The sequence below is a fragment of the Pseudomonas sp. DP-17 genome (assembly GCF_022380625.1).
GTDB classification, from domain to species: domain Bacteria; phylum Pseudomonadota; class Gammaproteobacteria; order Pseudomonadales; family Pseudomonadaceae; genus Pseudomonas; species Pseudomonas nitroreducens_A.
In genome coordinates this window covers 67,343-87,647 of the sequence record NZ_JAKSXG010000009.1, presented here as the reverse complement: position 1 = coordinate 87,647, position 20,305 = coordinate 67,343, and the positions used below count along the sequence as shown (strand labels likewise).

General features: G+C 66.3%; 20 protein-coding genes. 16 read left to right on the top strand and 4 right to left on the bottom strand.

Going from position 1 to position 20,305, the window contains the following annotated elements:
- Nucleotides 1–69 precede the first annotated feature (69 nt).
- The gene (gene yihA, locus MJ122_RS14850; protein WP_017521243.1) at nucleotides 70–732 is read left to right on the top strand and encodes a ribosome biogenesis GTP-binding protein YihA/YsxC; all 663 of its coding nucleotides are present in this window, start codon (nucleotides 70–72) and stop codon (nucleotides 730–732) included.
- 277 nt (nucleotides 733–1,009) lie between these two features.
- On the opposite strand, the gene polA is transcribed toward yihA, so the two are convergent.
- Nucleotides 1,010–3,751: a DNA polymerase I gene (polA, locus tag MJ122_RS14845; protein WP_088415778.1), complete on the bottom strand. Its 2,742-nt coding sequence runs from the start codon at nucleotides 3,749–3,751 to the stop codon at nucleotides 1,010–1,012.
- A 74-nt stretch (nucleotides 3,752–3,825) separates the two neighbouring features.
- Here polA and MJ122_RS14840 point away from each other — a divergent pair, with 74 nt between their 5' ends.
- Nucleotides 3,826–4,113, top strand: a complete 288-nt coding sequence (locus MJ122_RS14840) for a DUF2782 domain-containing protein (protein WP_088415777.1) — start codon at nucleotides 3,826–3,828, stop codon at nucleotides 4,111–4,113.
- Nucleotides 4,114–4,147: 34 nt separating this feature from the next.
- A complete protein-coding gene (locus tag MJ122_RS14835) occupies nucleotides 4,148–5,098 on the top strand; it encodes a homoserine kinase (RefSeq protein WP_239744666.1) in 951 nt (316 codons plus the stop codon).
- A 200-nt stretch (nucleotides 5,099–5,298) separates the two neighbouring features.
- Here the strand turns inward: MJ122_RS14835 and MJ122_RS14830 are convergent, their stop codons facing one another.
- The 3 genes from MJ122_RS14830 to znuA all read right to left on the bottom strand — a co-directional run bounded on the left by MJ122_RS14830 (nucleotide 5,299) and on the right by znuA (nucleotide 9,535).
- Nucleotides 5,299–5,985 carry an NrdJb gene (locus MJ122_RS14830; RefSeq protein ID WP_017521239.1) on the bottom strand — a complete coding sequence of 229 codons (687 nt, stop codon included), beginning with the start codon at nucleotides 5,983–5,985 and terminating at the stop codon, nucleotides 5,299–5,301.
- A gap of 17 nt (nucleotides 5,986–6,002) precedes the next feature.
- Nucleotides 6,003–8,150, bottom strand: a complete 2,148-nt coding sequence (locus MJ122_RS14825) for an adenosylcobalamin-dependent ribonucleoside-diphosphate reductase (RefSeq protein ID WP_239744665.1) — start codon at nucleotides 8,148–8,150, stop codon at nucleotides 6,003–6,005.
- A gap of 446 nt (nucleotides 8,151–8,596) precedes the next feature.
- A complete protein-coding gene (gene znuA / locus MJ122_RS14820) occupies nucleotides 8,597–9,535 on the bottom strand; it encodes a zinc ABC transporter substrate-binding protein ZnuA (protein ID WP_239744664.1) in 939 nt (312 codons plus the stop codon).
- A 70-nt stretch (nucleotides 9,536–9,605) separates the two neighbouring features.
- Between znuA and zur the strand changes: the two genes are divergently transcribed.
- The 13 genes from zur to MJ122_RS14755 all read left to right on the top strand — a co-directional run bounded on the left by zur (nucleotide 9,606) and on the right by MJ122_RS14755 (nucleotide 20,266).
- Complete coding sequence (gene zur, locus MJ122_RS14815) at nucleotides 9,606–10,112, top strand: zinc uptake transcriptional repressor Zur (protein WP_088415773.1); 507 nt, start codon at nucleotides 9,606–9,608, stop codon at nucleotides 10,110–10,112.
- Complete coding sequence (gene znuC / locus MJ122_RS14810) at nucleotides 10,112–10,912, top strand: zinc ABC transporter ATP-binding protein ZnuC (protein ID WP_088415772.1); 801 nt, start codon at nucleotides 10,112–10,114, stop codon at nucleotides 10,910–10,912. The genes zur and znuC overlap by 1 nt, the downstream gene beginning before the upstream one ends.
- Entirely contained in the window at nucleotides 10,905–11,693 is a 789-nt protein-coding gene (gene znuB / locus MJ122_RS14805) for a zinc ABC transporter permease subunit ZnuB (protein ID WP_017521234.1), read from the top strand. Before znuC ends, znuB begins: the two co-directional genes overlap by 8 nt.
- Nucleotides 11,694–11,730: 37 nt before the next feature.
- Entirely contained in the window at nucleotides 11,731–12,117 is a 387-nt protein-coding gene (locus MJ122_RS14800) for a hypothetical protein (protein ID WP_088415770.1), read from the top strand.
- 193 nt (nucleotides 12,118–12,310) lie between these two features.
- Entirely contained in the window at nucleotides 12,311–13,321 is a 1,011-nt protein-coding gene (locus MJ122_RS14795) for a methionine ABC transporter ATP-binding protein (protein WP_239744663.1), read from the top strand.
- Nucleotides 13,318–13,983 (top strand): methionine ABC transporter permease, encoded by a 666-nt coding sequence (locus tag MJ122_RS14790; protein WP_088415768.1) that lies wholly within the window; start codon nucleotides 13,318–13,320, stop codon nucleotides 13,981–13,983. The genes MJ122_RS14795 and MJ122_RS14790 overlap by 4 nt, the downstream gene beginning before the upstream one ends.
- Nucleotides 13,984–14,024: 41 nt before the next feature.
- Nucleotides 14,025–14,807 (top strand): MetQ/NlpA family ABC transporter substrate-binding protein, encoded by a 783-nt coding sequence (locus tag MJ122_RS14785; RefSeq protein WP_192294160.1) that lies wholly within the window; start codon nucleotides 14,025–14,027, stop codon nucleotides 14,805–14,807.
- A gap of 327 nt (nucleotides 14,808–15,134) precedes the next feature.
- A complete protein-coding gene (locus tag MJ122_RS14780; protein WP_239744662.1) occupies nucleotides 15,135–15,956 on the top strand; it encodes an energy transducer TonB in 822 nt (273 codons plus the stop codon).
- A gap of 49 nt (nucleotides 15,957–16,005) precedes the next feature.
- The gene (locus tag MJ122_RS14775) at nucleotides 16,006–16,722 is read left to right on the top strand and encodes a MotA/TolQ/ExbB proton channel family protein (protein ID WP_081518836.1); all 717 of its coding nucleotides are present in this window, start codon (nucleotides 16,006–16,008) and stop codon (nucleotides 16,720–16,722) included.
- Between the two features lies 1 nt (nucleotide 16,723).
- Nucleotides 16,724–17,125, top strand: coding sequence for a biopolymer transporter ExbD (locus MJ122_RS14770; RefSeq protein WP_088415764.1), 402 nt, complete (start codon nucleotides 16,724–16,726; stop codon nucleotides 17,123–17,125).
- A gap of 293 nt (nucleotides 17,126–17,418) precedes the next feature.
- Nucleotides 17,419–18,072 carry a gamma-glutamylcyclotransferase gene (locus tag MJ122_RS14765; RefSeq protein WP_088415763.1) on the top strand — a complete coding sequence of 218 codons (654 nt, stop codon included), beginning with the start codon at nucleotides 17,419–17,421 and terminating at the stop codon, nucleotides 18,070–18,072.
- Nucleotides 18,073–18,190: 118 nt separating this feature from the next.
- Nucleotides 18,191–18,772, top strand: a complete 582-nt coding sequence (locus tag MJ122_RS14760; RefSeq protein WP_239744661.1) for an alpha/beta hydrolase — start codon at nucleotides 18,191–18,193, stop codon at nucleotides 18,770–18,772.
- A 96-nt stretch (nucleotides 18,773–18,868) separates the two neighbouring features.
- Entirely contained in the window at nucleotides 18,869–20,266 is a 1,398-nt protein-coding gene (locus MJ122_RS14755; protein WP_088415761.1) for an amidase, read from the top strand.
- Nucleotides 20,267–20,305 lie beyond the last annotated feature (39 nt).

Sequence of the window (20,305 nt, the reverse complement as noted above, 5' to 3'; positions counted from 1 at the left end):
CTTCCGATGCCCAAACGGAAACGAAACCGCCCCCCGCGACACCGCGTCGCACCCGCTGCGAAGTCACTCATGTCCTCGAAGAACGCTACGAAAAACCCGATTCTCGGCCTCTGCCAACAGGCCACTTTCCTTATTTCCGCCGCCAAGGTGAACCAGTGCCCGGAAGACTCCGGCCTGGAAGTCGCCTTCGCCGGCCGCTCCAACGCGGGCAAGTCCAGCGCGCTGAATGCGCTGACCCACGCGAACCTCGCGCGCACCTCCAAGACCCCCGGCCGCACCCAGCTGCTGAACTTCTTCCGCCTGGATGACGAACGCCGCCTGGTCGACCTGCCCGGCTACGGCTACGCCAAGGTGCCGATTCCGCTGAAGCTGCACTGGCAGCAGCACCTGGAAGCTTATCTCTCCAGCCGCAATGCGCTAGCCGGCGTGGTGCTGCTGATGGATATCCGCCACCCGCTGACCGATTTCGACCGCCTGATGCTCGACTGGGCCCAGGCCAGCCAGCTGCCGATCCACGTGCTGCTGACCAAGGCCGACAAGCTGGCCTATGGCGCGGCGAAGAATGCGCTGCTCAAGACCCGCAAGGAAATCCTCGACGGCTGGGGCGATGTCGCCACCCTGCAGTTGTTCTCGGCACCCAAGCGCCAGGGCGTGGAAGAGGCGCAGCTGGTCCTGGCCGGCTGGCTGGGTCTGCTGGACGAGGAAGAAGAGGAGGCCGCCGAGGAGGCCTGAGGCCAAATCGCAGGCAAAAAAAACCCCGAGCTTCGTATGGGGAGGGGGAAGTTCGGGGTTTAAGTCCGGACCGCTAGGGCGGGGTCCAGTAATCTGCCAACACTAAACACTGCAAAGGAGCATCGAAGGGCTTCACCAGCCATTCACGAGTTCTGACTCGGCTCTTCGCGGGAAAGTTCAGCGGGTCACGGAAGATTTTTTCAGGCTCACGCCAAAGGACCCGAACAATCGTGCCAGGAGGCCCGGCACGCGGGCCCTCTGACCGTTCGTCCGGTCGTCAGTGCGCCTCGTCCCAGTTCGCCCCGACGCCCGCTTCGACGACCAGCGGTACGTCCAGCTGCGCCGCGCCGCTCATCAGCGGGCGGATGGCGTCACGGACCTGATCGACCAGGTCCTCGCGCACTTCCAGCACCAGTTCGTCGTGCACCTGGAGGATGACGCGGGCATCGATGCCGCTGTCCTGCAGCCAGTTATCCACAGCCACCATGGCGCGCTTCATGATGTCCGCGGCCGTACCCTGCATCGGTGCGTTGATCGCGGTGCGCTCCGCCGCCTTGCGCATGGCGCCGTTCTTCGAGGCAATCTCCGGGAGGTACAGGCGACGGCCGAACAGCGTCTCGACGAAGCCCTGCTCGGAAGCCTGGGCGCGGGTGCGCTCCATGTACGCCAGCACGCCCGGGTAGCGGGCGAAGTAGCGATCGATGTAGGCCTGGGCCTCCTTGCGGTCGACACCGATCTGCTTGGCGAGGCCGAAGGCGCTCATGCCGTAGATCAGGCCGAAGTTGATCGCCTTGGCGCTGCGGCGCTGGTCGCCCGTCACCTCGTCCAGCGGCACGCCGAAGACTTCGGCGGCGGTGGCACGGTGCACGTCGCGGTCGTGGCGGAAGGCGTCCAGCAGGCCTTCGTCCTTGGCCAGGTGAGCCATGATGCGCAGTTCGATCTGCGAGTAGTCCGCCGCCAGCAGCTTGTAGCCCTTGGGCGCGACAAAGGCCTGGCGGATGCGACGACCCTCGGCGGTACGGATCGGGATGTTCTGCAGGTTCGGGTCGCTGGAGGACAGCCGACCGGTTGCGGCCACCGCCTGGTGGTAACTGGTGTGAATGCGTCCGGTGCGCGGATTGATCTGCTCCGGCAGCTTGTCGGTGTAGGTGCTCTTGAGCTTGCTCATGGAGCGATACTGCATGATCACTTTGGGCAGCTCGTAGTCCTGCTCGGCCAACTCGGCAAGAACGTTCTCGGCCGTGGACGGCTGGCCAGTGGCGGTCTTGGAGAGCACCGGCAGGCCCAGCTTTTCATAAAGGATGGCGCCCAGTTGCTTGGGCGAGCCGAGGTTGAACTCCTCACCCGCCAGGTCATAGGCCTGGCGTTGCAACTCGACCATCTTCTCGCCCAGCTCGACGCTCTGCTTGCCGAGCAGGTTGGCATCGACCAGCGCGCCGTTGCGCTCGATACGCGCCAGCACCGGTACCAGCGGCATCTCGATCTCGGTGAGGACCCTGGCCAGCGACGGGATGGCCTCCAGCTTCTGCCACAGGGTCTGGTGCAGGCGCAGGGTAACGTCGGCATCCTCGGCGGCGTAGGGGCCGGCCTGTTCCAGGGCGATCTGGTCGAAGGTCAGCTGCTTGGCGCCCTTGCCGGCAATGTCCTCGTAACGGATGGTGCCGTGGCCGAGGTATTTCAGCGCCAGGCTGTCCATGTCGTGGCGGGTCGCGGTGGAGTCCAGCACGTAGGACTCGAGCATGGTGTCGAAGGCGATCCCCTGCACGGCGATGGGCGTCGAGGCGTTGGCCAGGACGTTCATGTCGTATTTGGCGTGCTGGCCGATCTTGCGCTTGTTCGGGTCTTCCAGCAGCGGCTTGAGCGCGCGCAGCACGGTGTCGCGGTCCAGCTGGGCGGGCACGCCCATATAGCTGTGGGCCAGAGGCACGTAGGCGGCCTCGCCTTCCTGCACGGCGAAGGAGACCCCCACCACCTGCGCCTGCTGGGCGTCGATGCTGGTGGTCTCGGTGTCGAAGGCGATCAGCTCGGCGGCTTCCAGCTTCTTCAGCCAGACATCGAATTCCGCCTGCTCAAGAACGGTGTCGTACTTCGCAGTGGCCTGGATGGACACGGTCTCGGCATCGCCGCCGCCCTCCTCCTTGGCCTCGCGCAGCAGGTCGTCCAGCCAGTTCTTGAATTCCAGTTCGCGATACAGGCCGATCAGCGCCTCGCGCTGCGGCTCGCCGGGGTGCAGCGCGTCAACTTCGACGTCCAGCTCGACGTCGGTCTTGATGGTCGCCAGTTCATAGGAGAGGAAGGCCATCGCGCGATGTTCCTCCAGCTTGGCCGGCAGGCCCTTGGCGCCGCGGATCGGCAGTTCGGGGACCTTGTCGAGGCTGGCATACAGCACGTCCAGGCCGCCGCCGACGCCCACCAGCAGGCCGAGCGCGGTCTTCTCGCCGACGCCGGGCACGCCGGGAATGTTGTCCACCTTGTCGCCCATCAGCGCGAGGTAATCGATGATCAGCTCAGGACCGACACCGAATTTCTCTTTTACGCCATCGGGGTCGAGCACGCTTCCGGTCATGGTGTTGACCAAAGTAATGTGCCCGTCGACCAGCTGCGCCATGTCCTTGTCGCCGGTGGAGATCACCACCGCGCGCCCCTGCGCCGCGCTGCGTCGGGCCAGGGTGCCGATCACGTCGTCCGCCTCTACGCCGTCCACGCACAAGAGCGGCAGGCCCAGCGCCCGCACGCTGGCGTGCAGCGGCTCGACCTGTACGCGCAGGTCATCCGGCATCGACGGGCGGTTGGCCTTGTACTCGGCAAACAACGCGTCGCGGAAGGTCGGCCCCTTGGCATCGAAGACCACCGCGAAGGGGCTGTCCGGGTATTGCTTGCGCAGGCTCTTGAGCATGTTCAGCACGCCCTTCACCGCGCCGGTGGGCATGCCGGTGGAGGTCATCAGCGGCGGCAGGGCATGGAAGGCGCGATACAGGTAGGACGAGCCGTCCACGAGGACGAGGGGTGCTTGGCTCATGAGGGGAATCAACCTTTTCAGAAGGGCTCGGGCTAAAATGTCCGTAGCCAATTCGACAAAGGGACAAGGTTATCATGCGTACGTTGAACCGCCTGTTGCTCGCCGCGCTGCTGGGCCTTGGCACGACCACCGTGTTGGCGGCGGACGATGCCCCGACGCCGGAACCGGATGTGACCATCCGCCAGGAAGGCGACAAGACCATCCAGGAATACCGCGTGAACGGCTTTCTCTATGCCATCAAGGTCATCCCCAAGCATGGCAAGCCGTACTTCCTGGTGCGCCAGGACGGCAGCGATGGCAATTTCATCCGCTCGGACCAGCCCGACAAGCTGATCCCGCAGTGGCAGATCTTCAGCTGGTAAACCCTCCCCTCCACGACGCTCCAGAGGATTGAGCATGTCGGTATTCACCCCTCTGGAACGTCCGGTCCTGGAAGATTTCCTCGCCCCCTACGGCCTCGGCCGCCTGCGCGACTTTCGCGGCATCGCCGAAGGTTCGGAGAACAGCAATTTCTTCGTCAGCCTCGAGCGCGGCGAATTCGTCCTGACCCTGGTGGAGCGCGGGCCGGTGCAGGAGATGCCGTTCTTCATCGAACTGCTGGACGTGCTGCACGAGGCCAACCTGCCGGTGCCCTATGCCTTGCGCACCAAGGATGGCGAGGCGTTGCGCCAGCTCGAAGGCAAGCCGGCGCTGCTGCAACCGCGCCTGGCCGGCCGCCACGAACGCTCGCCGAACAACCATCACTGCCAGGAAGTCGGCGACCTGCTGGCGCGCCTGCACCTCGCCACCCGCGAGCGGATCATCGAGCGTCCCAGCGACCGTGGCCTGAGCTGGATGCTGCATGAAGGCGAGGCGATGCAATCGCACCTGTCCGGCAACGCCGCGACCCTGCTGGGCGATGCCCTGGAGGAAATCGCCCGCCTGCTCGCCGAACAACCGGCCCTGCCCCGCGCCAACCTGCACGCCGACCTGTTCCGCGACAACGTGCTGTTCGACGGCCCGCACCTGGCGGGGGTGATCGACTTCTACAACGCCAGCTCCGGCTGGATGCTCTACGACCTGGCGATCACCGTGAACGACTGGTGCTCGACGGACGACGGCGCCCTCGATGGGCCGCGCGCCCGCGCCCTGCTGGCGGCCTATGCGGCCAAGCGGCCGTTCACCGCACTGGAGGCCGAGCTGTGGCCGGAGATGCTGCGGGTGGCGTGCGTGCGTTTCTGGCTGTCACGACTGATTGCGGCCGAGGCGTTTGCCGGGCAGGACGTGCTGATCCACGACCCGAGCGAATTCGAGCAGCGCCTGGCGCAGCGGCAGAGCGTGGGGATTCATCTGCCGTTCGCGTTGTGAAACCGGATTTGATCGCGACGCGGGATCTGTAGGGGCGAGCTTGTCGCTTCTACAAAAGAGCAACCCCGTGTGATGCGTGATTGAAGATCTGAATCGGAGCTGGCATCCCTGCCGGTGTTCCTTTGCTCAAGTTCAGCCCCGGCCTGGCCATCCATGGCCAGGCGTTCGCGGGGCGCCGCATGCGTCGCAGAGCCTCCCGCTCACCCGCACTTGCTATGCCCGCAGTTCAGACAGGTGGCGCAGCCATCCATCTGCACCACCGCCATGGTGTTGCACTTGCCGCACAACTGGGCGCCGGCGGGGAAGCCTTCGCCGGGTTCGGCCTTGTTGGTGCCCTGGGCGGCTTCGTAGGCGGCGCGCTTTTCGGCGAGGTACAGGCGCTGCTCCTCGTCCAGCTGCGGGCCTTCCATCAGGCCGATGGCGACCAGGTGACGCTCCACCACCGCGCCGATCTCGGCCACGATCGACGGCATATAGATGCCGCCGCGCTTGAGATAGCCGCCGCGCGGGTCGAACACCGCTTTCATCTCTTCCACCAGGAAGGTGCAGTCACCGCCCTTGCGGAACACCGCGGACATGATCCGGGTGAGCGCGACGATCCACTGGAAGTGGTCCATGTTCTTCGAATTGATGAAGATCTCGAAGGGCCGGCGCTGCTCGTACGGGGTGTCCGGGTTGAGCACCACGTCGTTGATGGTCACGTACAGCGCATGCTCGAACAGCGGCGACTTGATCTTGTAGGTGGCGCCCACCAGCAGCTCGGGGCGCTGCAGGGTTTCGTCCATCTTCACCACGGCGGCGGCCGCGGCGGCTTCCACGCGGGCCTTTTCCTCGGCCACGTCCACCACCTGGAAGCCTTTGATCTTCTGGTTGATCTTGACGCTCATAGCATTCTCCAGGGGTATCAGTACTTGCCGTAATAGCCTTCTTTCAGGGCGTCGAAGAGGTTGGCGGCGGTATGGATCTCGCCGTCGTACTCCACTTCCTCGTTGCCCTTGAGTTCCACCACGCTGCCATCTTCCAGTTCGAAGCGGTACAGCGTCTTCTCCAGGTCCGATTCCTTCACCAGCACGCCCTGGAAGGCCGCCGGGTTGAAGCGGAAGGTGGTGCAGCCTTTCAGGCCCTGGCGCCACGCGTAGAGGTAGATGTCCTTGAAGTCCTCGAACGGGTAGTCGGTGGGGACGTTGGCGGTCTTGGAGATCGACGAGTCGATCCACTTCTGCGCGGCGGCCTGGATGTCCACGTGCTGCTGCGGGGTGATGTCGTCGGCGGTGATGAAGTAGTCCGGCAGGCGGTGCTTCTCTTCCTCGGCGCCGGGTACGGCGTGGTTGTCCACCTGGTCGCGGTAGGCCAGCAGCTCGTAGCTGAAGACCGAGATCTTCTCCTTGGTCTTGCGCCCCGCGCGGATCAGGTTGCGCGAATAATGGTGGGCGAAGCTCGGCTCGATGCCGTTGGAGGCGTTGTTGGCCAGGCTCAGGCTGATGGTGCCGGTGGGCGCGATGGAGCTGTGGTGGGTGAAGCGCGCGCCGTGCTCGGCCAGTTCCTCGATCAGCTGCGGTGCATGCTCGGCGACACGCTGCATGTAGCGCGAGTACTTGGCATGCAGCACACGGCCCGCGACCTTGTCGCCGACCTTGATGCCGTCGGCCTTCATTTCCGGGCGCTTGCGCAGCATCTCGGCGGTGACTTCGTATTCCTTTACCAGGGCCGGCGCCGGACCTTTCTCGCGGGACAGCTCCAGCGCCACTTCCCAACCCACCAGGGCCATCTCGCGCGCCACTTCCTCGGTGAACACGCAGGCTTCCGCGCTGCCATAGCGCAGCTTGAGCAGGGTCAGCGCCGAGCCCAGGCCGAGGAAGCCCATGCCGTGGCGGCGTTTGCCGAGGATTTCCGCGCGCTGCTGTTCCAGCGGCAGGCCGTTGATCTCCACCACGTTGTCGAGCATGCGGGTGAACACCCGGACCACTTCGCGGTAGCGCTCCCAGTCGAAGCGTGCGTTGTCACCGAAGGCGTCGACCACGAAGCTGGTCAGGTTCACCGAGCCCAACAGGCAGGAACCGTAGGGCGGCAACGGCTGCTCGCCGCAGGGATTGGTGGCGCGGATCGCCTCGCACCACCAGTTGTTGTTCATCTCGTTGACCCGGTCGATGAGGATGAAGCCGGGCTCGGCGTAGTCATAGGTGGACACCATGATCATGTCCCACAGGTGCCGCGCCTTGACCCGCCCGTAGACCTTGCAGGCCACGCGGCCATCGTCGCCCACCAGGTAGTCGTCGTGCAGCGGCCAGTCGCGCCAGACCACTTCCTCGGGGTTCTTCAGGTCGACTTCGTCGCGTTCCTTCTGGTGGATCGGGAACACCAGCGGCCAGTCCTCGTCGTTCTCCACGGCGTTCATGAAGCCGTCGGTGATCAGCAGGCTGAGGTTGAACTGGCGCAGGCGGCCGTCTTCGCGCTTGGCGCGGATGAACTCGCGCACGTCCGGATGGCTGACGTCGAAAGTGCCCATCTGCGCGCCGCGCCGCCCACCGGCGGAGCTGACGGTGAAGCACATCTTGTCGTAGATATCCATGAACGACAGCGGCCCGCTGGTATGCGCGCCGGCACCGGAGACGTAGGCGCCGCGCGGGCGCAGGGTACTGAATTCGTAGCCGATGCCGCAGCCGGCCTTGAGCGTCAGCCCGGCCTCGTGGACCTTCTCCAGGATGTCGTCCATGGAGTCGCGGATGATCCCGGAGACGGTGCAGTTGATGGTCGAGGTGGCCGGCTTGTGCCCCTGGGCGCCGGCGTTGGAAATGATCCGTCCGGCCGGGATGGCACCGTTGCGCAGGGCCCAGAGGAAGCGCTCGTACCAGTGCTCGCGCAGGGCCTTGTTGGCCTCGACGTCGGCCAGGGCGCGGGCGACGCGCTGCCAGGTCTCGTCGACGCTGCCGTCGATGGGGTCTCCGCTCTTCTGCTTGAGGCGGTACTTGCTATCCCAGATGTCCTGCGAGGCAGGCTGCAGGGCGAGAACTCCTGAGTTGGCGCCGCGTTGGCGCGCATCGGTCTTGGCCATCCGGGAAATAACCTCCTGTCGGTTGGGTGGCAGGGCGCAATGGAGCGCGAGTAGACCCAATATGTAGGCATGAAAGACTGATCAGCATCAATATCTAGTGCCAGCCAGGCCCACCCTCAGACGATAGACGGTTGAACGGAAGCCGCAGGAAAAGAGCCATGCAGCCGACGACTGGCGAGGCGTTGGTCGCGAAAAGGAAGGAAATTTCAGGCGAGAGCGGTGCGACGATCAGGCGCGGCGATGGGCTTTCGCAGGAGGGGACTTCGTCCGCGATGTTGTCCGGCGCGAGGCGAACCTATCGCGGACGAAGTCCGTTCCTAGGCTCGGGGTTCAGAAACGCAGGACGGTTTAAGCGGAACGCCTTATCCGCCCTCCGAGGCCCGGCGGCGGATAACGCCCGAGGCGTTATTCGCCCACAATCCGGGAAACTCCGGCAGCAGCCCGATTCAGAGCTTCTCCAGGCACCCTGCGAACTCATCCGCCAGGTTGCCCAGCAGCTTCTCGTAACCCTGGGCATCCACCTTCACGCCCACGCCCAGGTCATCCAGCTCGGCCAGGCGCACCGGCAGGCCCTGGCTCAGGGTGTCGGCCAGGCGCGGGCGGATCGGCGGTTCGCTGAAGATGCAGGACGGGCCGGCCTTCTGCAGTTGCGCGCGCATGGCGGCCACGTGACGGGCGCCCGGCTGCACATCGGCGGACACGGCGAAGGCGCCGGCATGGCGCAGCCCATAGGCCTCCTCGAAGTAGTCGAAGGCCTCGTGGAAGACGAAGAATGGCTTGCCCTTGAGCGGGTCGATGCGCTGCTTCAGGCGGGCATCCAGGGTCTCCATGCGCTCATCGAAGGCCTTCAGGTTGGCCTGGTAGCGGCTGGCGTTGGCCGGGTCGGAGATGGCCAGGTCCTCCGCCATGCGCGCCGCGATCACCTGCGCATTGCCCGGCAAAAGCCACAAATGTGCGTCGATCATGCCGGGGCGGTGATCATGGTCGTGGCCCAGGTCATCGTGGTCATCGTCATGGTCCGGGTGGTTGGACTCGCTGAAGTTGGCGAACTTGCGCAGGTGCATGCCGGCCTGGTCCTGCAGGGCGACGCTCGGGCCCTTGCGGCTGTCCAGCACCTTGGGCAGGAAGTTCTCCAGGTCCGGGCCGACCCAGTAGAACAACTGCGCATCCCGCACACGGCGGATATCGGACGGGCGCAGCGAGTAGCTGTGCGGCGAGGCGCCCGGCGGCAGCAGCACGTCAGGCGTGCCCTCGCCGTCCTGGATGGCGGCGGCGATCAGTTGCAGTGGCTTGATGCTGGTCAGCACGCTGACCTCGGCACGCACGGGGAGGCTGAGCAGCAGCGCGCAGGCAGCGGTCAGCAGGGCGACGGGACGGAAGGACACGGCGGCACTCACACAGGGGAGACATGAAAGAGTAATATAATAACGTCTCTGACCCCGAGCGTCGCCGCGCATGTACAAGATCGCCCCCAAGACTCCCCTCGCCTGCCGTCCGCACGACCACGCCCACTGCGTGGCCAGCGCCCTGGCCGACGCCGATGCGCTGTGCGCGCGCCAGGGCGTGCGCCTGACCGAACTGCGCCGGCGCGTGCTGGAGCTGGTCTGGGCGAGCCACAAGCCGCTGGGCGCCTACGACATCCTCGCCGTATTGAGCGAGGAAGACGGCCGCAAGGCGGCGCCGCCAACGGTCTACCGCGCGCTGGATTTCCTCCTGGAAAACGGCCTGGTGCACCGCATCGCCTCGCTCAACGCCTTCATCGGCTGCGCCCACCCGGAGCACGCCCACGAAGGCCAGTTCCTGATCTGCCGTGCCTGCCATACCGCCATCGAGCTGGAGCAGCCGGCCATCAGCGAGGCCATCGTCAACGGCGCCAAGGGCGTCGGCTTCGCAGTGGAAACCCAGACCGTCGAGATCGTCGGCCTCTGCGGCGCCTGCGCCCCCGGCCAGCGGGAGGCGTGATGAGCGACGCCCTGATCCGCCTGCAAGGCGTCGGTGTCAGCTATGCCGGCCAGGCGGTGTTGCAGAACGTCGACCTGACCATCGCTCCCGGCGAGATCGTCACCCTGATCGGCCCCAACGGCGCCGGCAAGACGACCCTGGTGCGCAGCGTGCTCGGCCTGCTCAAGCCCGACACCGGCAGCGTCTGGCGGGCGCCCAAGCTGTCCATCGGCTACATGCCGCAGAAGCTCCACGTCGACCCGACCCTGCCGCTGACCGTCTTCCGTTTCCTGCGTCTCGTTCCCGGTGTGCAGCGCTCCCACGCGCTTGATGCACTGAAGGAGGTCGGTGCCGCCCACGTCATCGACAAGCCCTTGCAGAGCGTTTCCGGTGGTGAGCTACAGCGCGTGCTGCTGGCCCGCGCCCTGCTGCGCAAGCCGGAACTGCTGGTGCTCGACGAACCCGTGCAGGGCGTCGACGTCGCCGGGCAAGCCGAGCTGTACCGCCTGATCGGGCGCCTGCGCGACCGCCTCGGCTGCGGCGTGCTGATGGTTTCCCACGACCTGCACCTGGTGATGAGCGCCACCGACAAGGTGGTCTGCCTGAACCGCCACGTCTGCTGTTCCGGGCACCCGGCACAGGTCAGCGGCGACCCGGCCTTCGTCGAGCTGTTCGGCCAGGACGCCCGCAGCCTCGCGGTCTATCACCACCACCACGACCACTCCCACGACCTGCACGGCGAGGTGGTGAAACCCGCTTTCCCCGCCGGCACCCGCTTCACTCCGGTCCACCAGCACGGCCCCGACTGCAACCATGGCTGATTTCCTGCTCAACGCCCTCCTCGCCGGGCTGGCCCTGGCGGTGGTTGCCGGGCCCCTGGGTTCGTTCGTCGTCTGGCGACGCATGGCCTACTTTGGCGACACCCTGTCCCACGCCGCCCTGCTCGGCGTGGCCCTCGGCTTCCTGCTGGACGTCAGCCCGACACTGGCCGTGACCGTCGGCTGCGTACTGCTCGCCGTGCTGCTGGTCACCCTGCAGCAGCGCCAGCCACTGGCCGCCGATACCCTGCTCGGCATCCTCGCCCACAGCACACTGTCGCTGGGCCTGGTGACCCTGAGCTTCATGAAGGAAGTGCGCGTCGACCTGATGGCCTACCTGTTCGGCGACCTGCTCGCGGTCAGCCAGACCGACCTCCTGTGGATTGTCGCCGGCAGCGCCCTGGTGCTGGGGCTGATCTGCTGGCTGTGGCGGCCGCTGCTGGCGATCACCGTGCACGAGGAACTGGCGCGGGTCGAAGGCCTGCCGGTCACCGCTATCCGCCTGGCGCTGATGCTGCTGATCGCCATCGTCATCGCCGTGGCCATGAAGATCGTCGGCGTGCTGCTGATCACTTCGCTGCTGATCATCCCCGCCGCCGCCGCCCAGCGGCATGCGCGCAGCCCTGAACAAATGGCCTTCGGCGCGAGTCTGATCGGCCTGGTGGCGGTGTGCGCCGGGCTCTCGCTGTCCTGGTTCAAGGACACCCCCGCCGGTCCCTCCATAGTCGTCAGTGCGGCGGCCCTGTTCCTGCTGAGTTTTGTCCTGCCGCGCCGGACGGTGTAGAATTTGGCGATTTTTTGATCAAAAGAGACCCTGACGCATGAAGTCGTTCGTCATCCGCCTGTTCGCGCTGATGGCCATGGCGCTGGCCCTCGCGGCCTGCCAGAGCACCGCGACCACCCCTGCCCCCGGCAGCGCTTTCGAGACCGAGCTGGCCGCCGGCCGTCTGGAATCCGCGCAGCTCGCGCTGGGTTCCGAACAGGAAGACGCCACCCAGCTCGCCGAGCGCCGCAAGCGCCTGGCCGACGCGTACCTGGAGCGCAGCCGCGCAGCCCTGGCCCAGGGCGACGTCAACGGCGCCACCACCGCCCTGACCCGCGCCCGCTCGCTGATGCCCCGCGCGCCCGGCGTGGCCGCCGACGTGAGCGGCCTGCAGAAACCCGCCGCGCCAGCAGCCCCGGCCGCTCAGCCGACCTGCACGCCGTAAGCCCACGGGCGCCCGTTCGCGGCGCCCGTTATTTCCTTTTGTTCCGTGCTTAGCTGAACAAAGATTAATCAGCCATAAAAAAGCAGGTTAAAATGCGCAGTTTTGGCTGACCGCCTACGCTCGTTGCCTACGCCTGTTCATCCGACGGCTCCGGCAGCGAGCGGCGCCTCCCCGTACCCACAAGGTTCGCTAAGTGATCGAATTCCACGACGTCCACAAGACCTATCGCGTCGCCGGACGCGATATCCCGGCCCTGCAGCCGACCCGCCTGTCCATCGAGGGCGGCCAGGTGTTCGGCCTGATCGGCCATTCCGGCGCCGGTAAAAGTACCCTGCTGCGCCTGATCAACCGCCTGGAAGAGCCCAGCGGCGGACGCATCGTCATCGATGGCGAAGACATCACCGCCCTGGACGCCGACGGCCTGCGCCGCTTCCGCCAGCGCGTCGGGATGATCTTCCAGCACTTCAACCTGCTGGCCTCCAAGACCGTCGCCGACAACATCGCCATGCCGATGAAGCTCGCCGGCACCTTCAGCGCCGCCGAGATCACCGCGCGGGTGGACGAACTGCTCGAGCGCGTCGGCCTCAAGGACCACGCCCGCAAATACCCCGCGCAGCTCTCCGGCGGCCAGAAGCAGCGCGTCGGCATCGCCCGTGCTCTGGCCTGCCGACCGACCATCCTGCTCTGCGACGAAGCCACCAGCGCCCTCGACCCGCAGACCACCGGCCAGGTCCTGCAATTGCTGGCCCAGATCAACCGCGAGCTGAAGCTGACCATCGTCCTGATCACCCACGAGATGGACGTGATCCGCCGCGTCTGCGACCAGGTGGCGGTGATGGATGCCGGGCGCATCGTCGAGCAGGGCGAGGTCGCCGACGTGTTCCTCCATCCGCAGCACGACACCACCCGCCGCTTCGTCTTCGAGGCCGAGCGCGTCGACGAGGACGAGCAGCACGATGACTTCGCCCACGTGCCGGGCCGCATCCTGCGCCTGACCTTCCGTGGCGAGGCGACCTACGCGCCGCTGCTGGGCACCGTCGCGCGCCAGACCGGCGTGGACTACAGCATCCTTGCCGGGCGCATTGACCGCATCAAGGACCAGCCCTACGGCCAGCTCACCCTGTCCCTGGTGGGCGGTGACATCGAAGCCGCCCTGGCGCAGCTCAACGCTGCCGACGTCCATGTGGAGGTGCTGCGCGCATGAACGACTTCTTCGTGAACATCGACTGGTCGGAAATCCTCCAGGCCAGCCTCGACACCTTCTGGATGCTCGGCGGTTCGCTGCTGTTCACCGTCATCCTCGGCCTGCCGCTGGGCGTACTGCTGTTCCTCACCGGGCCCAAGCAGATGTTCGCCAACCGCGGCATCTACGGCGTGCTGGCGTTCATCGTCAACGTGCTGCGTTCGCTGCCGTTCATCATCCTGCTGATCGTGCTGATCCCGCTGACGGTGATCCTGGTGGGTACCTCGCTGGGCGTCGCCGGGGCCATCCCGCCGCTGGTGGTCGGTGCCACGCCGTTCTTCGCGCGACTGGTGGAAACCGCCCTGCGCGAGGTGGACAAGGGCATCATCGAAGCCACCCAGGCGATGGGCGCCAGCACCCGCCAGATCATCTGGAACGCCCTGCTGCCCGAAGCCCGTCCGGGCATCATCGCCGCCATCACCGTCACCGCCATCACCCTGGTGTCCTACACCGCGATGGCCGGCGTGGTCGGCGCCGGCGGCCTCGGCGACCTGGCGATCCGCTACGGCTACCAACGCTTCCAGGACGACGTGATGCTGCTCACCGTGGTGATGCTGGTGGTCCTCGTCCAGATCCTGCAGACCGTCGGCGACAAGCTGGTGGTCCACTACTCCCGCAAATAACCACAAGGCCCGCCGGACGCGGGCCGACCAAGGAGCCAAGCATGAAGAAACTGTTCGCCGCGTTCGCTGCCGCCGCCGTCATCGGCGCCCCGCTGGCCCAGGCCGCCGACAGCCTGACCGTTGCCGCCACCCCGGTGCCGCACGCCGAGATCCTCAACTTCGTCAAACCCATCCTGGCCAAGGAAGGTGTCGAGCTGAAAGTGAAGGAATTCACCGACTACGTGCAGCCCAACACCCAGGTCGCCGAGAAGCGCCTGGACGCCAACTTCTTCCAGCACCAGCCGTACCTGGATGAGTTCAACAAGACCAAGGGCACCAGCCTGATCGCCGTCACCGGCGTGCACATCGAGCCGCTGGGCGCCTACTCCACCAAGTTCAAGAAGCTCGAAGAGCTGCCCTCCGGCGCCACCGTGGTGATCCCCAACGACGCCACCAACGGCGGCCGCGCGCTGCTGCTGCTGGACAAGGCCGGGGTGATCAAGCTGAAGGACAACAAGTCCATCACCGCCACCCCGAAGGACATCGTCGAGAACCCGAAGAACATCAAGGTGCGTGAACTGGAAGCGGCCACCCTGCCGCGCGTGCTGACCCAGGTCGACCTCGCCCTGATCAACACCAACTACGCCCTGGAAGCCAAGCTGAACCCCACCAAGGACGCGCTGGCCATCGAAGGCGCCGACTCGCCCTACGTGAACATCCTGGTTGCCCGCCCGGACAACAAGGACAGCGCCGCCATGCAGAAGCTGGCCGCCGCCCTCCACAGTCCCGAGGTGAAGCAGTTCATCCTCGAGAAGTACAAGGGCGCCGTCGTCCCGGCCTTCTGATCGCCGCGAAGCTGACGCCCAAGAAAAGCCCGGTCGAATGACCGGGCTTTTTCGTTTCAACAACCTGGAAAGCCGCGCGCCAGGGCGCCTGCCCAAAAAATCGCCAACCTTCCCTGCATATTTTCCATGCCAGGAAGGCATCGGTTTTTTGCGAATTCACGCAAAGCCCCGAACGGCGTGGCCTACAGCGATTCGTTAAAAACACATAGCACTGAAAGTTATTTAAATAAGAGAAACAATCACTTCAAGAGCTAAGACGCTCCGCCAATCATGCAGGTCCGTTCCAAGCGCGCCTCAGAGCCGCGCAGACCTGCAAGGAGATCGTTCATGGCTCAAACCCAGCATGCCCTCGCGCCGGATGCTTTCCTGCGCCACGTGCCCGGCGGCGACCTGGTCGATCTCGGCCGCCCGCTGCGCCAGGCACTGGAGCTGGGCCGCCACGTGCCGGCAAAAGCCCGTGCGCTGAGCCGCCGCGAAGCCGTCCTGCTCGGTCTGTTCGCCCTGACGTTGCACGGCGCGGTGGTCTATTGGCTGAGCCAGCAGCCCACCCCGCAGTTGCCGGAAGTGCCGCCGCAGGTGCCGCCGATGACCATCGAATTCACCGCACCCACTCCGCCCGTGGTCGAACCGCCACCGCCCGAGCCGATTCCCGAGCCGGTGGTGCAGGAGCCGCCGCCCCCGGTAGTGGACGAGAACGCGGTGAAACCGCCACCGCCCAAGCCCATCTCTAAACCCAAGCCGAAACCGGTCGCCAAGCCCAAGCCCGTGCCCGTGCCCAAGCCGGTGGAGCAGCCCACGCCGCCCAAGGCCGAAACCCCGCCGCCGCAACCGGCACCACCCGCTCCGCCAGCGCCGGCTCCGGCCCCGCTGACGCCGCCCTCGGCCAACGCCGGCTACCTGAAGAACCCGGCGCCGGAATACCCGCCACTGGCCCAGCGCCGTGGTTGGGAAGGCACCGTGCTGCTGCGCGTGCATGTCCTCGCCAGCGGCAGCCCGAGCGAGATCCAGGTGCAGAAGAGCAGCGGCCGCGACGCCCTCGACGATGCCGCGGTGCGCGCGGTGAAACGCTGGAGCTTCGTCCCCGCCAAGCGCGGCGACGTAGCCCAGGACGGCTGGGTCAGCGTACCCATCGATTTCAAATTGCATTGATTCAACTTGCCCCGATCAGCCGCACGAGAAACGCGGAAGGAGAACACCCATGAGTCTGCCCCTGAACCCCCTGGAATCCGTCGAAGGCGCAGTCATCTGGCTGCTGGTCGGCTTCTCCGTCGTCACCTGGGCCCTGGCCCTGGTGAAAGGCGTCCAGTTCACCCGCCAGAAGTCCCAGGACAAGCGCTTCCAGAAGCAGTTCTGGAGCGCCACCAGCCTCGAATCGGCCGGTGACCAGGCCGCCGGCAAGCCCGGCGCCGGCGCGCGTGTCGCCCAGGCCGGTTTCGCCGCCATCCAGGTCCAGGACAATGGTCAGCCGGACCTGGCCCAATCGATCAACCACCAGGACCGCCTCGAGCGTGCCCTGCGCCAGCAGATCCAGCGCGAGCGCCGCTCCCTGGAATCGGGCCTGGCGGTGCTCGCCTCGATCGGTTCCACCTCGCCCTTCATCGGCCTGTTCGGCACCGTGTGGGGCATCATGGAAGCGCTCAAGGGCATCAGCGCAGCCGGTTCAGCGAGCCTGGAAACCGTCGCCGGCCCGATCGGCAGCGCGCTGATCGCCACCGGCGTGGGTATCGCCGTCGCCGTACCGGCGGTGCTGGTCTACAACTACTTCCTCCGCCGCCTGAAGCTCACCGCGGCCGACCTCGACGACTTCGCCCACGACTTCTACAGCCTCGCGCAGAAGAGCGCCTTCCGCGTCGTCACCCTGCCCACCGCCGCGCGCAAACCGGCTGCCGGCGCCAGCGTGAAGGAGGCGAGCTGACATGGCCTTCTCGACCCAGGACAGCGACGAGGTTCTCTCCGAGATCAACGTGACCCCGCTGGTGGACGTGATGCTGGTGCTGCTGGTGGTGTTCATCGTCACCGCGCCGCTGCTGACCAACGCCATTCCGATCAACCTGCCCAAGACCGAGGCGGTCGCCCCGCCGGAGCAGAAGGACCCGCTGGTGGTGAGCATCGACGGCGCCGGCAAGTGGTTCATCAACAAGGACGAAATTCAGCCAGAACTCCTGCAGGGCAACCTGCAGGCCGCCAAGGCGAAAGACGCCGAGGTGCGCGTGCAGCTGCAGGCCGACGAGAACGTGAACTACGGCCAGGTGGCCAAGGCCATGGCCTCCATCGAGAAGGCGGGGATTACCAAGCTGGCGGTGATCACCGCGCGCTGAGGCACCTGTAAGACACCTGAAACAGAGCGGGTGTAGAAAGGGACCTCCACAACGTACCGAGCTTCAAGGCCGCTCTCCCAATACTCAGGCAGGGGTGAGCGGCCTTTTTTTATCCGCACACTACGCGCCCCCACGCCGATATTTCCCGCTCCTGCGCCCAGTCGGCACACAGGCGTGAAGCAGCCGTTCGTCGTCATCCCCGCTCCGGCAATAAACCTATGCCTTTCAGGCCCTTCCGTGGCCGCCGCAGTTCTACTAAGTTGATGACAGTCAGGAGACCTGAGGGGTACCGCATGACATCGTCTCCCGCTTCGGAAGGCCCGTTCTATCCGCCGACACTGGGGGTGCCGGAACGCTTCACACCACAACAGCTGCGCGCCTCGCTCGACATCACCATGAGCGAACACGGCGCCGGTCCCGTGTGGCTGTTCGCCTACGGCTCGCTGATCTGGCGCCCGGAATTCCCGGTGGCCGAGGCGCGCCGTGCGAGGGTGCATGGCTACCACCGCGGGCTGTACCTGTGGTCCCTCACCCACCGCGGCACCCCGGAAGCGCCGGGCCTGGTGCTCGGCCTGGATCGTGGCGGCTCCTGCGCCGGCTTCGCCTTCCGCCTGCCCGACGACAACCTCGACGCCAACCTCTATGCGCTCTGGGAACGGGAGATGCCCTACGCCTCCTACCGCCCGGAATGGCTGAATTGCCGCCTCGACGATGGCACCCGCGTGCGCGCCCTGGGCTTCGTCCTCGAACGCCACCTGCCCAGCTACGCCGGCTCCCTGCCGGACAACATCGTCGAGCACGTCCTGGCCAGCGCCCAGGGCCACTTCGGCACCACCCGCGACTATGTCGAGCAGACTGCCAAGGCGCTGCGCGAATACGCCATGCCCGACCTCAACCTGGAAGGCATACTGGCGCGCTGCTGCCCGCTGCGCCGGGTGCAGGACTAAGCGCTTATAGCCGTTTGCTTAGTTGTGATACTGCATAAGCAAAGAATTTCTTATTCCTTAACGTATATTAAAACCCTCCCTAGAATGTCTTCCCATGACGATTCGAGAGGGCCGATCCATGCGCAATGAACGCATCCGCTACCTGATCGTGCCGGGCTGGCACGGTTCCGACGACGCCCACTGGCAGAGCCACTGGCAGCGCGCCCTGCCGAACGCCGCGCGGGTGCAGCAGCAGGACTGGATCACCCCGCAGCACAACGACTGGGTCGCCGAACTGGACCGCGAGATCCGCCGCGAACCGGGCCACGTGGTGCTGATCGCCCACAGCCTGGGTTGCGTCACCGTCGCCTCCTGGGCGGCTCGCGCCGACCGCCGCCCCCTGGCACAGGTCGCCGGTGCCCTGCTGGTCGCCCCGGCCGACGTGGAGCGGGAAACCTGCCACGAAGCCCTGCGCAACTTTGCCCCCATCGCCACGCAGACGCTGCCCTTTCCCGCCGTGCTGGTGGGGTCGGACAACGACGCCGCCTGCAGCCCGCAGCGCGCGCTGATCCTCGGCCGTGCCTGGGGCAGCGAGACGGTGATCCTGCCCTCCGCCGGGCACATCAACGTGAAATCCGGCCACGGCGCCTGGGAATCGGGCTACCGTCATCTGTATCGCCTGCAGTACCTGATCGACCAGCAATCGCGCCAGCGCGCCTGATCCAACCCACAGCGGCGTTCGGTGTGACGTCCGCGCCTATCCCAACGCGGCGCGGATTCGGCTAGGGTGAGGCATAGCCCCACGCCGGAGACCGCCATGCCACCGTTGCACGACCTGTCCGCCGTCGAACTGCTGGCCCTGTATCGCTCGCACCAGCTGTCCCCCGTCGAGTACCTGGAGCACCTGATCGCCCATATCGACCGCTGGGAGCCGCAGCTCTGCGCGCTCTTCGCCTTCGACCCGCAGCGGGCGATGGAGCAGGCGCGACGCTCCGAGGCGCGGTGGATTCGCTGCGCGCCCTGCGGCGAGCTGGATGGCGTGCCGGTGACCATCAAGGAGCTGATCGCCACCCGTGGCGACCCGATTCCCCAGGGCAGCGCCGCCACCGTGCTGCAACCTTCCGCCGGCGATGCACCACCCGCCGCGCGGATGTTCGAGGCCGGCGCGATCCTGCTGGGCAAGACCACGGTGCCGGACTTCGGCATGCTGTCCTCCGGGCTCTCCAGCTTCCACGAACTGGCGCGCAACCCCTGGGACCTGCGCATGAATCCCGGCGGCTCCAGCGCCGGCGCCGCCTCGGCCGCCGCCGCTGGCTACGGGCCGCTGCACATCGGTACCGACATCGGCGGCTCGGTGCGCCTGCCGGCGGGCTGGTGCGGCCTGGTCGGTTTCAAGCCGAGCTTCGGGCGCATTCCCATCGACCCTTACTACACCGGGCGCTGCGCCGGCCCCATGACCCGTACCCTGGATGATGCGGCGTTGATGATGAAGCACCTGGCCCGCCCGGACTGGCGCGACGCCACGTCCCTGCCGCCGGCGGACCTGGACTGGCACATCGAGCCGTTGGATGTGCAGGGCCTGCGCATCGGCCTGCAACTCGATCCGGGTTGCGGCCTGCAACCGGAGCCGGAAGTCCGTGCCGCCGTCGAGGCGGTTGCCCGGCGCTTCGCCAACGCAGGCGCGGAGATAGTCGAAGTGCAACCGATCCTCGACCGCGAGCTGCTCGACGGCCTCGACAAGTTCTGGCGCGCACGCCTCTGGGCCGAGCTGGAAAACCTGCCGCGCGAGCGCCAGGCCAAGGTCCTGCCCTACATCTACCAATGGGCCGAAGGCGGCGCCTCGGTCAGCGGGGCCGACGCGGTGCGCGGCTACAACCGCACTTTCGACATGCGTCGACGGGCAGCCGAGCAGTTCCACGAAGTAGACTTCCTGCTCTCGCCGACCAACCAGGTCGCCGCTTTCCCGGCCGAATGGGCCTCGCCCACCAACGACCCGGCGCTGCCCTTCGAGCACATCGGCTTCACCGTACCCTGGAACATGTCCGAGCAACCGGCACTCTCGATCAACTGCGGGTTCACCAGCGCGGGCATGCCCATCGGCCTGCAGATCGTTGGCCCGCGCTTCGCCGACATCGATGTGCTGCGCTTGGGAAAAGCCTACGAACACTGGCGCGGCCCCATTCACAACTGGCCACAGCCGCCGGGAGCCAACTAGGCTCAAGCCCACCGCCGACCACAAGGACTCGATCGCGCG